Source organism: Mesorhizobium sp. Root695 (assembly GCF_001428185.1).
Classification (GTDB): Bacteria; Pseudomonadota; Alphaproteobacteria; order Rhizobiales; family Rhizobiaceae; genus Mesorhizobium.
On record NZ_LMHO01000046.1, the window covers coordinates 37630 to 50877 of the forward strand.

A 13248-nucleotide genomic window follows, 5' to 3' on the forward strand; every position below is an offset into this window, starting at 1 on the left:
GCCATCACGCGGCCTTGAAGCGGCTGGGCGAAAACGGCGCCAGGATCGGCTGCGCGCCCTCGGTGACCAGCCTGGCGACGGCCTCGCCGACGGCCGGACCGGTCTTGAAACCGTGGCCGGAGGACCCCGCCGAAACGACCAGCCCTTCGACATCAGGCATGGCCCCGATGACAGGCAGGTCGTCGGGGCTCATGTCATAGAGCCCGGCATAGCCGGGCCGGATGCCGAGTTCGGCCATGGCCGGCACACGGGTGGCGAAGGTCTCCAGGATCTCGACCGATTCCGATTCCTCGACACCTTCCATATAGTTGTCGGGATTTTCGACAAAGCGGGGACGGCCGGCGTGTTCGTGGCGCAGGCCGGTGCCGCCGCCGGCCCAGGTGCCGGCCAGGATAACGCCGTCATTGTCGGGCCGCGCATAGTTGCAGGAGATGTCGTCGCACCAGGCGAATGGCATGACCTTGCGAGCCCTGCCGGCTGCGTCGAGAACGGCCATCGGATGGCGCTCGACATGCAGCGGCAGATCAAGGCCGACCGTCGCCAGCAGCCGGCGCGTCCATGGCCCGGCGGCCAGAACGACGGTGTCGGCCTCCAGCGCCGTTCCATCGGTCAATGTGACGCCGGTGATCCGATCGCCCTGCCGCTGAAGGCTTTCGACAAGGGTGTTCTGCATGATCCTCGCACCGTTGGCGCGGGCGGCACGAGCGATGGCGTTGGTGGCGCCGAAGGCATCGGCATAACCAAATTCCGGCTCCCACAATGCCAGCGCTACATTGTCCAGGGCAAAGCCGGGCGCGGCGTCGGCAAAGGCTTGTGGAGACAATGTCTCGATGCGCGCGCGCTGGCCGCGAATGCGTTTGGCTGCCGCCGTCCAGCTTGCCTTGTTGTCGTTGCCGCAGACCCACATCATGCCGACCTCGGTGACAAAGGAACCTTCGTCCGCGATTTCCGGCAACGACACGAGGATCTCGCGGCCACGGATGGAAAGCTGCGACAGCTCCGGCATCAGGTAGAAGGCGTGCAGCAGCGCCGACGATTTGCCCGACGGGCCGCCGGCCGGGTGGGTCTGCTCGACCAGCGTGACCTTCACACCGGCCTTGGCCAGATGATAGGCGGCGCTCGATCCGACAATACCCGCACCGACGACGATGACGTCGCTTCCGTTTCGCATGGCTGTTCCCCACAGTCTCTTGGCCGCTTTCCGACAAGGTAGGGCCAGCGATCACACGATGTCAATATCTCTTCATTGTTGACCAATATTTAAATCTCTGTAATAAACTCGACAAAACAAGAGAACACGGATTTCGGGGAGGCCCATGGCGATACGCGATGTTCTGATGCGCGGGGATCTCACGCTGACGCCGTCGGAGGAGAAGATCGTCCGGCTGCTGTTGACGGACTATCCGACCTCCGGCCTTGGCACCGCTTCGTCGCTGGCGCGGCGCGCCGGCGTCAGCGATCCGACCGTGGTGCGGCTGGTGATGAAGCTCGGCTATGAGGGGTTTCCGGATTTCCAGGCAAAGCTTCTGGCCGAGGTCGAGGCAAGACTGCATTCGCCGCTGCTGATGATGGAGGCCAAGCGGCAGAGCGGTTCGAACGACAGTGCCGTGCTGGCCTATCTCGATAGCGTTACCACGGCCTTGCAGAAAGCCACCGCCGCGACCCCGGTCCAGACATACGAGCGGGCGGCCCGTCTGCTGATGGAGGCCAAGGGCGAGGTCGTGCTGGTTGGCGGCCGGTTCAGCCGCCACATAGCCGGCATGCTTGCCGGCTATCTCGTGCAGTTTCGTCCCAAGGTTCGCGATCTCGGTGTGCTCTCGCCACAGACTTTCGACACACTGGCCGACCTCGACCGGCGCGACGTGCTCGTCGTCTTCGACTACCGCCGCTACCAGCTCGATGTGATGGCCTATGCAAAACAGGCGGCGGCGCTCGATGTGCGCATTGTCCTGTTCACTGACCAGTGGCTGTCGCCGATCGCCGATCTCGCCGAAGTCACGATCGTCAGCCCGCTCGAAGTGGCCTCGCCCTACGATACGCTGGCGCCGGCGATCGCCCAGATGGAAGCCCTCACCGCTCATATTGTTTCGACGCTGGACGACGACGCTCGTGCTCGCATCGAGCGGCTTGAGAAGGTGCGGCATGCCAATGCCGTAACGCTCGACAGCAACCCGCAAGAGAACGGCGCGGGTCATACACCCGGACCACGCAAGACACCGGGACCCAAATCAGCAAAGCAGGACGACAAAGCATGACCCAGGCCCTACCCAGACGAAACGAAGCCTTCCGTGCCGGCGAAACGGCGCTGCTGCTCGTCGATATGCAGCGCATCTGGCTGGAGCCGGGCGCCGATCCGTCGCATCCGGAGCGTGGGCCGGATCACTATTTCTACCGGCAGACATCGTCGCAGACGATCCCCAACCAGGAGCGCCTGCTGGCGGCCGCGCGGGCCAACGGCGTCGAGGTTCTGCACACCATCATCCAGAGCCTGACCGAAGACGGCCGCGACCGCTCGCTCGACCACAAGCTGACACCGATCCATGTCGCGCCCAGCCTCGCCGAGGGCCTGCCGGTGGCGTCGCTGGCGCCGGTCGGCGACGAGATCATGCTGCCGAAGACGTCGTCGGGCATCTTCAACTCGACCAATGTCGACTATCTCCTGAAGAACCTTGGCATTCGCTATCTCGTCGTCGTCGGCGTGCTGACCGATCAATGCGTCGACATGACGGTGCGCGACGGCGCCGACCGCGGCTACCTCGTCACCTGTGTATCGGACGCCTGCGCCACCATCACGCAGGAACGCCACGACATGGCGCTCAAGGCCTTTGGCGGATATTGCTGGGTCACCGACACCGACACCGTCGTCGACCGCTTCAACGCTTTGGGAAAAACGGCATGACATCGAGTGTCGAGCCTCTGGTTGCCGTCGTCACCACGGATCTCTCCGCCGTTACGCGGGGCCGCTTCGTTGCCGAAAGCAAGCTGCAGAAAACCGCCGCGACCGGCGTTGGCTGGCTCCAGGCCAATCTGTCGCTGACGCCGTTCAACTCCATCGTCGATCCCAACCCCTGGGGCTCGTCGGGCGACCTGCGGCTGATCCCCGATCTCAAGGCGCGTTTTCGCACGACACGCACCGGATCGGCGACGCCGTTCGACATGGTCGCCGGCGACATCGTCGACCTCGATGGCAGCCCGTGGCTCGGATGCACGCGCACGATGCTGAAAAATGCGCTGGTCGAGCTGAAGGACGCGACCGGCCTGTCGGTCATCGCCGCCTTCGAGCATGAATTCCATGTCGCCGACGGCGGCTTCGCACCGGCACATTCGATGTCTTTCGCCGCACTGCGCCGCGCCGACCCGTTTGCGCCCAATCTGATGGCAGCGCTGGAGGAGGCAGGCGTCGCGCCCGAAGTGGTCATCGCCGAATTCGGCGACGAGCAGTTCGAGGTGACGCACGAGCCGGCGGACGCGCTGACGGCAGCCGACCGCGCCGTCGCCATCCGTGAAATCACGCGCGAATTGGCGCGCAATGCCGGCTGGCGTGCGAGCTTCGCGCCCAAGACTGCGCCCAATGCCGTCGGCAACGGCGTCCACATCCATTTCAGCTTCGTTGACGAGGCCGGCAAGCCGGTGACTTACGATCCGGCGCAACCCGGCGGCCTTTCCGCCAAGGCCGGCGCCTTCTGCGCCGGCGTGCTGCGTCATCTGCCTGGTATCACCGCCATGACGGCGTCGAGCGTGTCGTCTTACTACCGGCTGAAGCCGCACAGCTGGAGCTCGTCCTACACCTGGCTTGCCGACCGAGACCGCGAGGCGTCGTTGCGCATCTGCCCGACGGTGACGATCGGCGGACGCGATCCGGCGCGGCAATACAACATCGAATACCGGGCCGCCGACGCCACCGGCAATCCCTATCTGTCGCTGGCGGCGGTCGTCCGCGCCGGACTGGAAGGGCTGAAGGCGGAGCTGCCGTCGCCGCCGCTGGTCACCGGCGACCCGACACTGATGGGCGAGGCGGAGCGGGCAAAGCTCGGTCTCGTGCGCCTGCCCGAAACCCTGCCGGCAGCGCTGGACGCGCTTGTGGCCGACAGCACTGTGACGGGGTGGTTCGCGCCTGTCTTCATCGAAACCTTCGTTGGCCTCAAGCGACACGAGGCAGAGCGCCTTGCCGGTCTCGATCCGGCTTCCATCTGCGATCTTTACCGGACGCTCTATTGATGACTGCACAGACTGAAAAAGAACTACCCGCTCAAAGAGATTGGCCCGACGCCGTCGAGGTTCTCAACGAGCAAGGCCATTCCGATATCGTGCTGTTGTGCGAGCATGCGTCCAACCACATGCCGGCCGAGTATCGGCAGCTCGGCCTCGATGCCAGCCATCTGCAGCGCCATATCGCCTGGGATATCGGCGCCGCCGAGGTGACCCGCCTGCTGTCGTCGAAGCTCGATGCTCCGGCCTTCCTCAGCGGTTATTCGCGGCTGTTGATCGACCTCAACCGGCCGCTTCATACCCAAGGCAGCATTCCGGTTCTGTCGGAAGACACCGACATTCCCGGCAATGTCGGCATCGATGCGACGGAGCGAAACCGGCGTGCCGAGATCATGTTTTCGCCGTTTCATGACCGGGTGGCCGCGTATCTCGACCGCCGGGCGCAAGCAGGCCGGCAGACGCGGATCGTGACGATCCATTCCTTCACGCCGGTCTTCCTCGGTGTCAGCAGGCCCTGGCATGCCGGCGTGCTGCATGACCATGCAAGCGATCTCGCCGAAGCGATCCTTTCGGGCCTGCGCACCGACGCGGCGCTCAATGTCGCGGCCAACGTGCCCTATGTGATCAGCCGCGACGCCGACTACGCCGTGCCTATCCATGGCGACGATCGCGGTATCCCCGCTGTCCTCATCGAGATCCGACAGGATCTGCTGTCGACACGGTCCGGCATCGAGGAATGGGCGGACCGGCTGACGGCGGCACTGCCGGCACTCGAGACGGAAACCGTGTCATGAGCAATCTCAGCCTGCGCGAACGAGACGCCGCGACCATCGCCCAGATCGGCAAGCTGCGTTTCTCGCCGCTCAGCGTCATCGGCGGCCGGGGCAACCGGCTGATCGAGGAAGGCGGCCGCTCCTTGCTCGACCTGTCGGGATCGGCCGGTCCGGCGGTGCTCGGCTACGGCCATCCGGCTGTTGTCGAGGCGGTCGAGGCATCGATCCGCAACATGGCGGGCGCCAGCTTGCTGCTCTACCCGAACGAGCCCGCCGTATCGCTGGCCGAGCGACTGCTGGCAATCACGCCCGGAGAAGGCGAACGGCGCGTCTGGTTCGGCCATTCCGGGTCGGATGCCAATGACTGCGCGGTGCGCGTGCTGGAGGCGGCCACCGGCCGTTCGCGCTTCATATCTTTCATCGGTTCCTATCACGGCAACCTCTCGGGCTCTATGGGCATTAGCGGCCACACCGCCATGACCCACACGCTGCCGCGGCCGGGCGTGCTTCTGCTGCCCTACCCCGATCCGTTCCGGCCGAATTTCAGCGGCGAGGACGTGCTTGCGCTGCTCGACTACCAGTTCGAGACCACCTGTCCGCCACATCAGGTCGCGGCGGTGTTCATCGAGCCGCTGATGTCGGATGGCGGGCTGATCGTGCCGCCATCCGGCTTCCTCAAGGCGTTGCAGGAGCGTTGCCGCAAGCACGGCATCAAAATTGTCGTCGACGAGGTCAAGGTCGGGCTCGCCCGCAGCGGCCTGATGCACTGCTTCCAGCATGAAGGATTGACGCCCGACCTCGTCGTCTTCGGCAAAGGCATCGGCGGCGGCTTGCCACTGTCGGCGGTGATCGGTCCGAAGCAGATCATGGATCATGCACCGGCCTTCGCGCTGCAGACGACCGCCGGCAACCCGGTGGCGACATCGGCCGGCAACGCGGTGCTGAAGACGATCGAGAGGGCAGGCCTGGTCGAGCGCTCGGCGCGGATCGGCACGCTGTTTTCCGACGCGCTTCGGGCACTCGGCGCCAAGCACGAGATCATCGGTGACGTGCGCGGGCGCGGTCTCGCCATCGGCGTCGACCTGGTCAAGGACCGGGCGACGCGCGAACCCGTTCCAGCCACGACCACGGCCAAGATCATCTATCGCGGCTACGAACTGGGCGCGGCCTTCACCTATGTCGGGCTGAAGGCGAATGTGCTGGAGTTCATGCCGCCGCTGACGCTGACGGAAGACGAGGTGACCGAGGGCGTGGCCATCGTCGACCAGGCGATCGCCGACGTGAATGCTGGCAAGGTCTCGGATGCGGACGTTGCCTCCTTCATAATGTGGTGACCGGGAAACTGGCCAGGCAAATGCTGGCGCAAACGAAGACGCGGACTCTCGGGAAGGTATTCTGTTCCGCCGCGCCGGGCTTTTGCATGTCAGTTTTGCGCCCGAGACCCGGGACAAAAAATGGCCGGGCTCGAATGCGGCCCGGCCAAAAGAAGGTTAAAACCTTCAGAGGGGAACACCGTCCAGCGGAATGGGAGGAAACCGCCGAACGATTTTACCTGTTTGAGCTTATTTCAAAGCCTTGGCGACGAATGACATTCCAAAAAACATACAAAATGGCAAAAATTCGTGCGCCGTACTGTGGAGCCTCACGAGCCCGCAGCTCCGGTATCGAGAAGATCGGCATAGTGGCGGCGTGCCACGTCGGGATGTGAACGCAGTCGGCTTTTGAGCACATTGGTGCCGACATCGCGAAACAACGGGTTGTCGGGATCGCTTGCCGGTCCGCGCGCCTGGGCCGCCAATTCCTCGGAAAGGCCGAGAAGCGGGATGGTCGCGTCGAGCCGCGCGCTGAAGAAGAAGGGAACCGAAATCCGCTCGACGCCGGCAGGCGGCGTCACGACGCGGTGGACAGTCGCGCGCAGATATCCATTCGATGCCAGTTCGAGCAGTTCGCCGATGTTGACGACCAGCGTTCCGGGGAGCGGGTCCACATTGACCCAGCTTCCGTCGTACTCAACCTGCAGCCCCTTGTTGTCGTCCTGCAGCAGCAGGGTCAGGAAGCCGCCGTCCTTGTGCGCGCCGACGCCCTGGTCGCCTTCGGTCACGTCACGGCCGGGATAACGCACGATCTTCATGCGATGGTTGGGCGAGTCCCGGTAGATCGCGTCGAAGGCATCCTCCGGCTGGTCAAGCGACAGCGCGAAGGCCTTCAGCAATCGGATCGCCACCGCCGTCGCCTTGGTCTGCCATGCCAGCAGCGCCGGCTTGAGCTCCGGCAGTGCAGACGGCCACTGGTTCGGCCCTTGCAGCCGTGTCCACGGTGCAATTCCGGGTCCCTGCGCGATGGGCTGGCGCTCGACGCCGATGTCGAGTTGCTCACGCCAGTCGGCCGCGCCCTTGGTCAACTCACCGCCGGCACGGGTGTAGCCGCGAAACTGCTGGGATTTGACCATTTCGATCGCCAGCTTGTCGGCCTCCGGCAATGCGAAGAACCGGCGGGAGGCATCGAGCACGTCGTCGATCTCCGAGGCGGAAATCCCATGGCCGCTGAGGTAGAAGAAGCCGACGTCCCGGGCCGCCGTGCGCAGGTCCAGGAGAAAGGTACGATATTCGGACGCACCTTGTTCGAGACGGCTCAGATCAAGCACCGGCACAATTCTGGGCACGATGAGGTTCCTTCTTTTCTCTGCCTTGCCTGGGAGAAAATAGAAGCGGGCACCGGCAAGAGCTTCGAGCACGAATGGCGTCTCCAAAATGACACGCGAGGCGTGCCGATCAAAGCAAAAGACAGTCCAATCTGGGTCGAATGGAAGAACGTCAGCGCTGCATATTATGACCTGTCGGCAAATAACGTTCCCAACAGGTATTTTGTCCGCAATGCATCTCGTGGGCCGCCTTTCGAGCGCGACTTGGCCATGGGCGACACGGAGCGCGATTGGTTCGCGGCCTGTCAGCCAGTTCGGGTTGGGCCTAGGTTGGATCGCATTGATTCAATTAGCAATCAGAGAGGCCGACGCGGTGCATCCAAAGAATGCGGCACGCGCCGCGCTTGTCGTCGTCTCGACACCGGACCAGGCGCCGCCTGGTGTCGGGGTCGCCCCATTGGCGCGGCTTCAGCATGGCTGAGCTCTCCATCGGCTTTGCTCATGCCGCCTACCGGCTGGGTGACGAGTTCCTGACACGCGGGCAACCCATGCCCAGCTTCGAGGTCCGCAACAGTGCCGAACTGGAGCAGCGCGTCGCCGAGGCCGATGTCCTCGTCGTCTCCGGCTTGTGGCGCAACGAGCTGGCGGAGCGCGCACCGAAGCTGCGGCTGATCCAGACGATCAGTGCCGGCACCGATCAGTTCTCGCGGGCGGTGCTGCGCGAACGCGGCGTCAAGCTCGCCAGCCGGCCCTGATCGAGGCGCTGCGCAGCGGCGAGCCGCTGCCGGCGAGCTCGCCGATCTGGCGCCTGCCCAATGTTCTTGTGCCCCCGCACAGCGCGGGCGAGACCAGCCACTACGAGACGCGCATCGTCGACATGCTGCTCGAAAACATCGCCCGCGTGGCGGCCGGAGCAGCATTGCTGAACGAGGTCGTATAAGCACGGGGGCGCTAAAACCCCGGCGTGATGGGCGACAAATGCGCCCATCCGAACTGACAGGACGGCTCAAGCCAGGCCGAACCGCTCGACGGCGCGCATGATGCCACGCAGCTCGGCGAGGCCTTTCAGCCGGCCGATCAGCGAATAGCCGGGATTGATCCTGGTCTTGCCGATGTCATCGGCAAGCAGATGGCCATGGTCTGGTCGCATCGGAATGCGCCAGTCGGCGCGGCCTTCCCTGCGGCGGCGCGTCTCTTCCTGCATCAGAGCCAGGATCACATGCGCCATGTCGGTGCCGCCCTCGAGATGCTCGGCCTCGTAGAACGAGCCGTCATCCTCGATGGTGATGTTGCGCAGATGGACGAAATGGATGCGGCCGGCGAATTCCTTGACCATGGCGACGATGTCGTTGTCGGCGCGCGTGCCATAGGAGCCGGTGCAGAACGTCAGGCCATTGGCGGGGCTGTCGACGGCGTTGAGGATAAAACGCGCATCCTCGGCGGTCGAAACGATGCGTGGCAGGCCATAGAGCGAGAAGGGCGGGTCGTCGGGATGGATGCACATGCGCACCCCCTCCTCTTCGGCCACCGGAATGATCTCGCGCAGGAACCAGGCAAGGTTGTCACGCAGCTCCTTCGGTCCGATCGCATCGTATTCCGCCAGGGCCTCGCGAAAACTGTCCCTGTTATAGCTGCGCTCGGTCGCCGGCAGGCCGGCGATCAGATTTCGCTCGATCCTGTCGATCGCCTCGCTGCTCAACTCCTTCAGCCGCGCTTCCGCATCAGTGATGCGGGCGGCACTGTAGCTGGCCTCGGCATTGCCGCGCTTCAGCACGAACAAATCGTAGGCCGCGAAATCGATCGCATCGAAACGCAGCGCATAACCCGTCGTCGGCAGCCGATAGGCCAGATCGGTGCGGGTCCAGTCGACCACCGGCATGAAATTGTAGCAGACCGTCGCGATGCCGGCCTTGGCGAGCGCGCGGATTGAGTCGCGATAGTAGCCGGCGTAGCGCTCACGTTCCGGCGCGCCGATCTTGAAGGAATTGTGGACCGGGATGCTCTCGACAACCGACCATGTCAGCCCAGCGGCCTCGATGATCCGCTTGCGCTCCAGAATGCTCTCAAGCGGCCAGGCGCGCCCGTCATAGATATCGTGCAAGGCCGTCACCACGCCTGTCGCGCCTGCCTGCCTGACATGATCGAGTGTTACCGGGTCGTTCGGTCCATACCAGCGCCAGCACTGTTCCATTGCCGCTTCCTTTTTGCGAGAGGACGCAACCTATTGTCGGACCACAATGAGTGTCAAACTAGGAACCGGTTTTCGGACAGCAAATGAAGGAGTTCCCGCGATGAAGGATTTCGACGGCAAGGTGGCATTGGTGACGGGGACGACCGGGATTGGCCTCGCGACCGCCAGACGCCTCGCCGCAGGGGGTGCCGCGATCATCGCCTGCGGCATCGACCGTGCGGCCAACGCGGCGCTGCAAGTGGTACTGGAGAACTCCGGAGCCGGGGCGTTGGTGATAGGCGCCGACGTCTCCGTACCGGATCAGGTTCGCGACGCGGTCGCGGCCGGCGTCGAGCGGTTCGGCGGCCTCGATGTCATCGTCAATTCGGCGGCGGTGCATCCGTACGGAACCGCCGTCAGCACCGATTTCGAGACCTGGAACAAGGCGATGTCGGTCAATGTCGGATCGATCTATCTGACCGCGCATTTCGGCATCCCGGAAATGGTCCGGCGGGGCGGCGGCGCCATCGTCAATGTCGCTTCGGTGCAGGGCTTTGCCTGCCAGCAGAATGTCGCCGCCTATGCCACGACCAAGGGCGCCATCCACACGCTGACGCGCGCCCTGGCCCTCGACCATGCGCGCTCCGGCATCCGGGTCAATTCCGTCAGCCCAGGCTCGATCCGCACCCCGATCCTGGAAAAGGCAGCGCGCGGCGAGAACGGCACGGATGCCGATGTCGAGGCCGCCTACAAGCGCTTCGGCGAAGCGCATCCCATCGGCCGCATCGGCGAGCCGGAGGAAGTGGCCGAACTCATCGCTTTCCTGTGTTCGTCGAAGGCCGGCTTCTGCACCGGTGCGGACTACAGGATCGATGGCGGCCTGACCGCCGGAATCGGCGTGAAGTAGAGCCATGAAGGTTGGGGCCTGGCCTTGCCGACAGTGAGCTAGCGGAACAGATATTTCGAGACTTCCGGGTTGCCGCGACGCCACATCACGTTGTCCAGGAAGTAGTGGTGCACGTTGATGAATATCCACGCGATGAAGAGGAAAAGCGACGAGCCGAGCACCTGTTTGTCGTAGGGAACCAAGGCAGTCAGCGCCATCGGCACGAGCCAGAAGCCAAGGGCGCCCAGAATTGTGCCGGCGACGATGAAGATCAGCACCCGCAGCCTGTAGAGCGGTCCAAGAATGGACAGGATCTTGAATTTCGGATCCTCGACGGCGTCCGCACGGTCGCGCTCGACATTGGTCTGATAACGCCAGACCACCGCCAGGTACTGCAGCGAATGAAGCGCCGGCACCACGAGCAGCCAAAGCGGATTTATCGTCACGAACAGAATCCAGGCATAAAGCGACACGACGTAGGCGACGACGCCGTTATACGGCAGCGCGCCACCGTGCTTGCGCCAGCGATTGACAAACATCACGGCGGTGGCCGCGGAGGAAGCAGCGGCGACCGCGAGCGCGATGTTGAGGAGCCATGGCGGGACAGCGAATGTGTAGTAATCCAGGCCCCAGAACTGCCTTTCGGTGATCACCACATTTGTCTGAAGCCAGGCGAACAGCCACACGGCATAGCCGTTGAACAGCAGTACCTTCTTGTCTTGATCCTTGAAGAACCTGCGCTTCAGCACGGCGTCCACCATCAGCATCCCGTAGCCTTGCTTGACGTAGTGCCAGCCCACGAAAAAGCCCATCGCATTGGTGGCATATCCCAGCAGGCGAGCGTTGCCGGTTACGGAGCCATAGGCAAAGAAAGCGCCCATGATCAGCGGGACCGCAATGCCCGCGATGATGTAGCGGATCTGGAGATTCCTGTCGTATCCGTCGCCGCGCACCTTGCGCGCGAAATTGCGGTAGAAAATCTGATAGGAGTGGGCGAAGTGCGGCTGGTTGATGAGATGGGATAGCAAAAACGCCGTGAGCGCCACGAGGCCTTCGTATTTGAGAGGCACGAAATACAGGGCCGGCAGGATCAGGAACGCGCTTCCGCCTAGCATGAAAAAGTCGATGAACGGACCGAACAGATATTTCTGCGGGGCGGCCTGGACCGAAACCGGGGCATCCGCCGAAAGGTGAAGCGCCATCATGCCTTCTCCCTGTGGTCGTTTATCTAACCATCGACCTGCTTTTCCGACAAGCTCTTCGTGGACAGCCAGTTCGGCGGCGTCGGCGGCTGTTGTGCCGCCAGCTTTTCACGATAGGAATTTTTTCTTGATTCCATGACCTCAGCTATGGTACATGTTGGTTCATGGTGCTGATTTGCGCCGGTGACCCGCCGCACAGGCGGGTTTTTCGTTTCCGACAGCCAATGCGCCGGCGATCGCATCGCGTTCAGCCGAGCAGAATGTCGAGGTCAGTTAAGCTGGTCGAGGATTCCGGAACTGCTCGCCACCATCAAAGTCCTGTAGATCAGGAGCGCTAGCGTACAGATCGCGGCCAGCGCGATCGGCACGCCGAATGGCACCACGCCCTTGCGGTCCAGATGCTGGACGATGAGCTTAAAAGCCCCCGCGGGCAGCAGGAACGGGTTTTTCACGATCGCAGCGGTGGCGAGGGCGAAAACCAGAAGCAGCACCGAAAACACGGCGAGATCGCTGCCGCCGATCAGGAATGGCACGACGGCTATCAGCTTGACATCGCCGGCGCCGATCTTGCGCAAGGCCCAGAAGGGGAAGAGCGCCACAAACAGCAGAATCCCGGCACTGGCACTCAGTCCCATGTCCCACCACGATCCGGTCTGGAGCGACAGCAGCAGCAGGCCCCCCGCCCCGAGGCAGAGCAGCAGCAGCACGTCACGATTGGAAATCTTCTGGGTTGTGAAGTCGAGCCAGCCAATCCTTGCCAGCAGAGGGATGGCGAGCACTTTCAGCACCAGCGCTTCGACGAGCAACATGCTAGCGCTCGATGTTCTGCACGCTGGACGACAGCAGCTTCAGATTGTTGGCGACGGTCGGATCGTTGGGCGCCAGTTCGTAAGCCTTGAGGAAATTGCTGCGTGCGTCTTGCAGCTTGCCGCGCAGCAAATAGGAATAGCCGACATTGTTGTAATATTCGGGCGTCGCGCCGACCAGCCTGAAGGCCTTGGCATAGGCCTTGTCGGAAAGGTCGAAGCGGTGGATTCGGTCGGTGCAGGCGGCCAGCCCCATCCAGGCGTTGCCATCATTGGGCGCCAGTTGCGTCGCCTTGAAGAACAGCGCGCCGGCATTGCCGTAGTTTTCCGCGCGAAACTGGTTCTTGGCTTCGGCAACAGCCTGGTCCGAAGCGTAATATTCGACATCGCTGACCGTCTTCAGCCCGTCGAAAGCATCGCCAAAGGACGTCACGTCGCCTTTCGACGGCTCGTTGGTGCGAACGATGCCGTCGGTTGTGTCTGCCGTCTGGCAGCCGGCAAGCACCGCCATCAACAGGCAGGCGGCCGCCGCGATAGCCCTCTTCATACAGATTCCCCCAA

Annotated in this window: 13 protein-coding genes; 7 read left to right on the top strand and 6 right to left on the bottom strand. The window is 63.4% G+C overall.

Going from position 1 to position 13248, the window contains the following annotated elements; translation table 11 throughout:
• Window positions 1-4: 4 nt before the first annotated feature.
• A complete protein-coding gene (locus ASD99_RS30515; protein WP_057145902.1) occupies window positions 5-1171 on the bottom strand; it encodes an NAD(P)/FAD-dependent oxidoreductase in 1167 nt (388 codons plus the stop codon).
• Window positions 1172-1316: 145 nt separating this feature from the next.
• On the opposite strand from ASD99_RS30515, the gene ASD99_RS30520 reads away from it, so the two are divergent.
• The 5 genes from ASD99_RS30520 to ASD99_RS30540 are packed head-to-tail and all read left to right on the top strand — an operon-like array spanning window position 1317 to window position 6316.
• Complete coding sequence (locus ASD99_RS30520) at window positions 1317-2255, top strand: MurR/RpiR family transcriptional regulator (protein ID WP_056588960.1); 939 nt, start codon at window positions 1317-1319, stop codon at window positions 2253-2255.
• Window positions 2252-2899, top strand: a complete 648-nt coding sequence (locus ASD99_RS30525) for a cysteine hydrolase family protein (protein ID WP_056588963.1) — start codon at window positions 2252-2254, stop codon at window positions 2897-2899. Before ASD99_RS30520 ends, ASD99_RS30525 begins: the two co-directional genes overlap by 4 nt.
• Complete coding sequence (locus tag ASD99_RS30530; protein WP_057145903.1) at window positions 2896-4218, top strand: glutamine synthetase family protein; 1323 nt, start codon at window positions 2896-2898, stop codon at window positions 4216-4218. The genes ASD99_RS30525 and ASD99_RS30530 overlap by 4 nt, the downstream gene beginning before the upstream one ends.
• Complete coding sequence (locus ASD99_RS30535) at window positions 4218-5003, top strand: N-formylglutamate amidohydrolase (protein ID WP_056588970.1); 786 nt, start codon at window positions 4218-4220, stop codon at window positions 5001-5003. The genes ASD99_RS30530 and ASD99_RS30535 overlap by 1 nt, the downstream gene beginning before the upstream one ends.
• A complete protein-coding gene (locus ASD99_RS30540) occupies window positions 5000-6316 on the top strand; it encodes an aspartate aminotransferase family protein (RefSeq protein WP_057145904.1) in 1317 nt (438 codons plus the stop codon). Before ASD99_RS30535 ends, ASD99_RS30540 begins: the two co-directional genes overlap by 4 nt.
• Before the next feature lie 308 nt (window positions 6317-6624).
• Here the strand turns inward: ASD99_RS30540 and ASD99_RS30545 are convergent, their stop codons facing one another.
• Window positions 6625-7644 carry an isopenicillin N synthase family dioxygenase gene (locus ASD99_RS30545; RefSeq protein ID WP_057146017.1) on the bottom strand — a complete coding sequence of 340 codons (1020 nt, stop codon included), beginning with the start codon at window positions 7642-7644 and terminating at the stop codon, window positions 6625-6627.
• Between the two features lie 452 nt (window positions 7645-8096).
• Here ASD99_RS30545 and ASD99_RS35050 point away from each other — a divergent pair, with 452 nt between their 5' ends.
• The gene (locus ASD99_RS35050) at window positions 8097-8378 is read left to right on the top strand and encodes a hypothetical protein (protein WP_057145905.1); all 282 of its coding nucleotides are present in this window, start codon (window positions 8097-8099) and stop codon (window positions 8376-8378) included.
• Between the two features lie 251 nt (window positions 8379-8629).
• Here ASD99_RS35050 and uxuA read toward each other — a convergent pair whose 3' ends face one another.
• Window positions 8630-9814 (bottom strand): mannonate dehydratase, encoded by a 1185-nt coding sequence (uxuA, locus tag ASD99_RS30555; protein ID WP_057145906.1) that lies wholly within the window; start codon window positions 9812-9814, stop codon window positions 8630-8632.
• A 100-nt stretch (window positions 9815-9914) separates the two neighbouring features.
• Here uxuA and ASD99_RS30560 point away from each other — a divergent pair, with 100 nt between their 5' ends.
• Window positions 9915-10700 carry an SDR family NAD(P)-dependent oxidoreductase gene (locus ASD99_RS30560; protein WP_056588992.1) on the top strand — a complete coding sequence of 262 codons (786 nt, stop codon included), beginning with the start codon at window positions 9915-9917 and terminating at the stop codon, window positions 10698-10700.
• A 38-nt stretch (window positions 10701-10738) separates the two neighbouring features.
• Here ASD99_RS30560 and ASD99_RS30565 read toward each other — a convergent pair whose 3' ends face one another.
• The 3 genes from ASD99_RS30565 to ASD99_RS30580 all read right to left on the bottom strand — a co-directional run bounded on the left by ASD99_RS30565 (window position 10739) and on the right by ASD99_RS30580 (window position 13234).
• The gene (locus ASD99_RS30565) at window positions 10739-11725 is read right to left on the bottom strand and encodes a hypothetical protein (RefSeq protein WP_244497962.1); all 987 of its coding nucleotides are present in this window, start codon (window positions 11723-11725) and stop codon (window positions 10739-10741) included.
• A gap of 425 nt (window positions 11726-12150) precedes the next feature.
• A complete protein-coding gene (locus ASD99_RS30575) occupies window positions 12151-12690 on the bottom strand; it encodes a prepilin peptidase (protein ID WP_057145909.1) in 540 nt (179 codons plus the stop codon).
• 1 nt (window position 12691) lies between these two features.
• On the bottom strand, window positions 12692-13234 hold the full coding sequence (locus ASD99_RS30580; RefSeq protein ID WP_057145910.1) for a tetratricopeptide repeat protein: 543 nt from the start codon (window positions 13232-13234) through the stop codon (window positions 12692-12694).
• Between the last annotated feature and the right edge of the window lie 14 nt (window positions 13235-13248).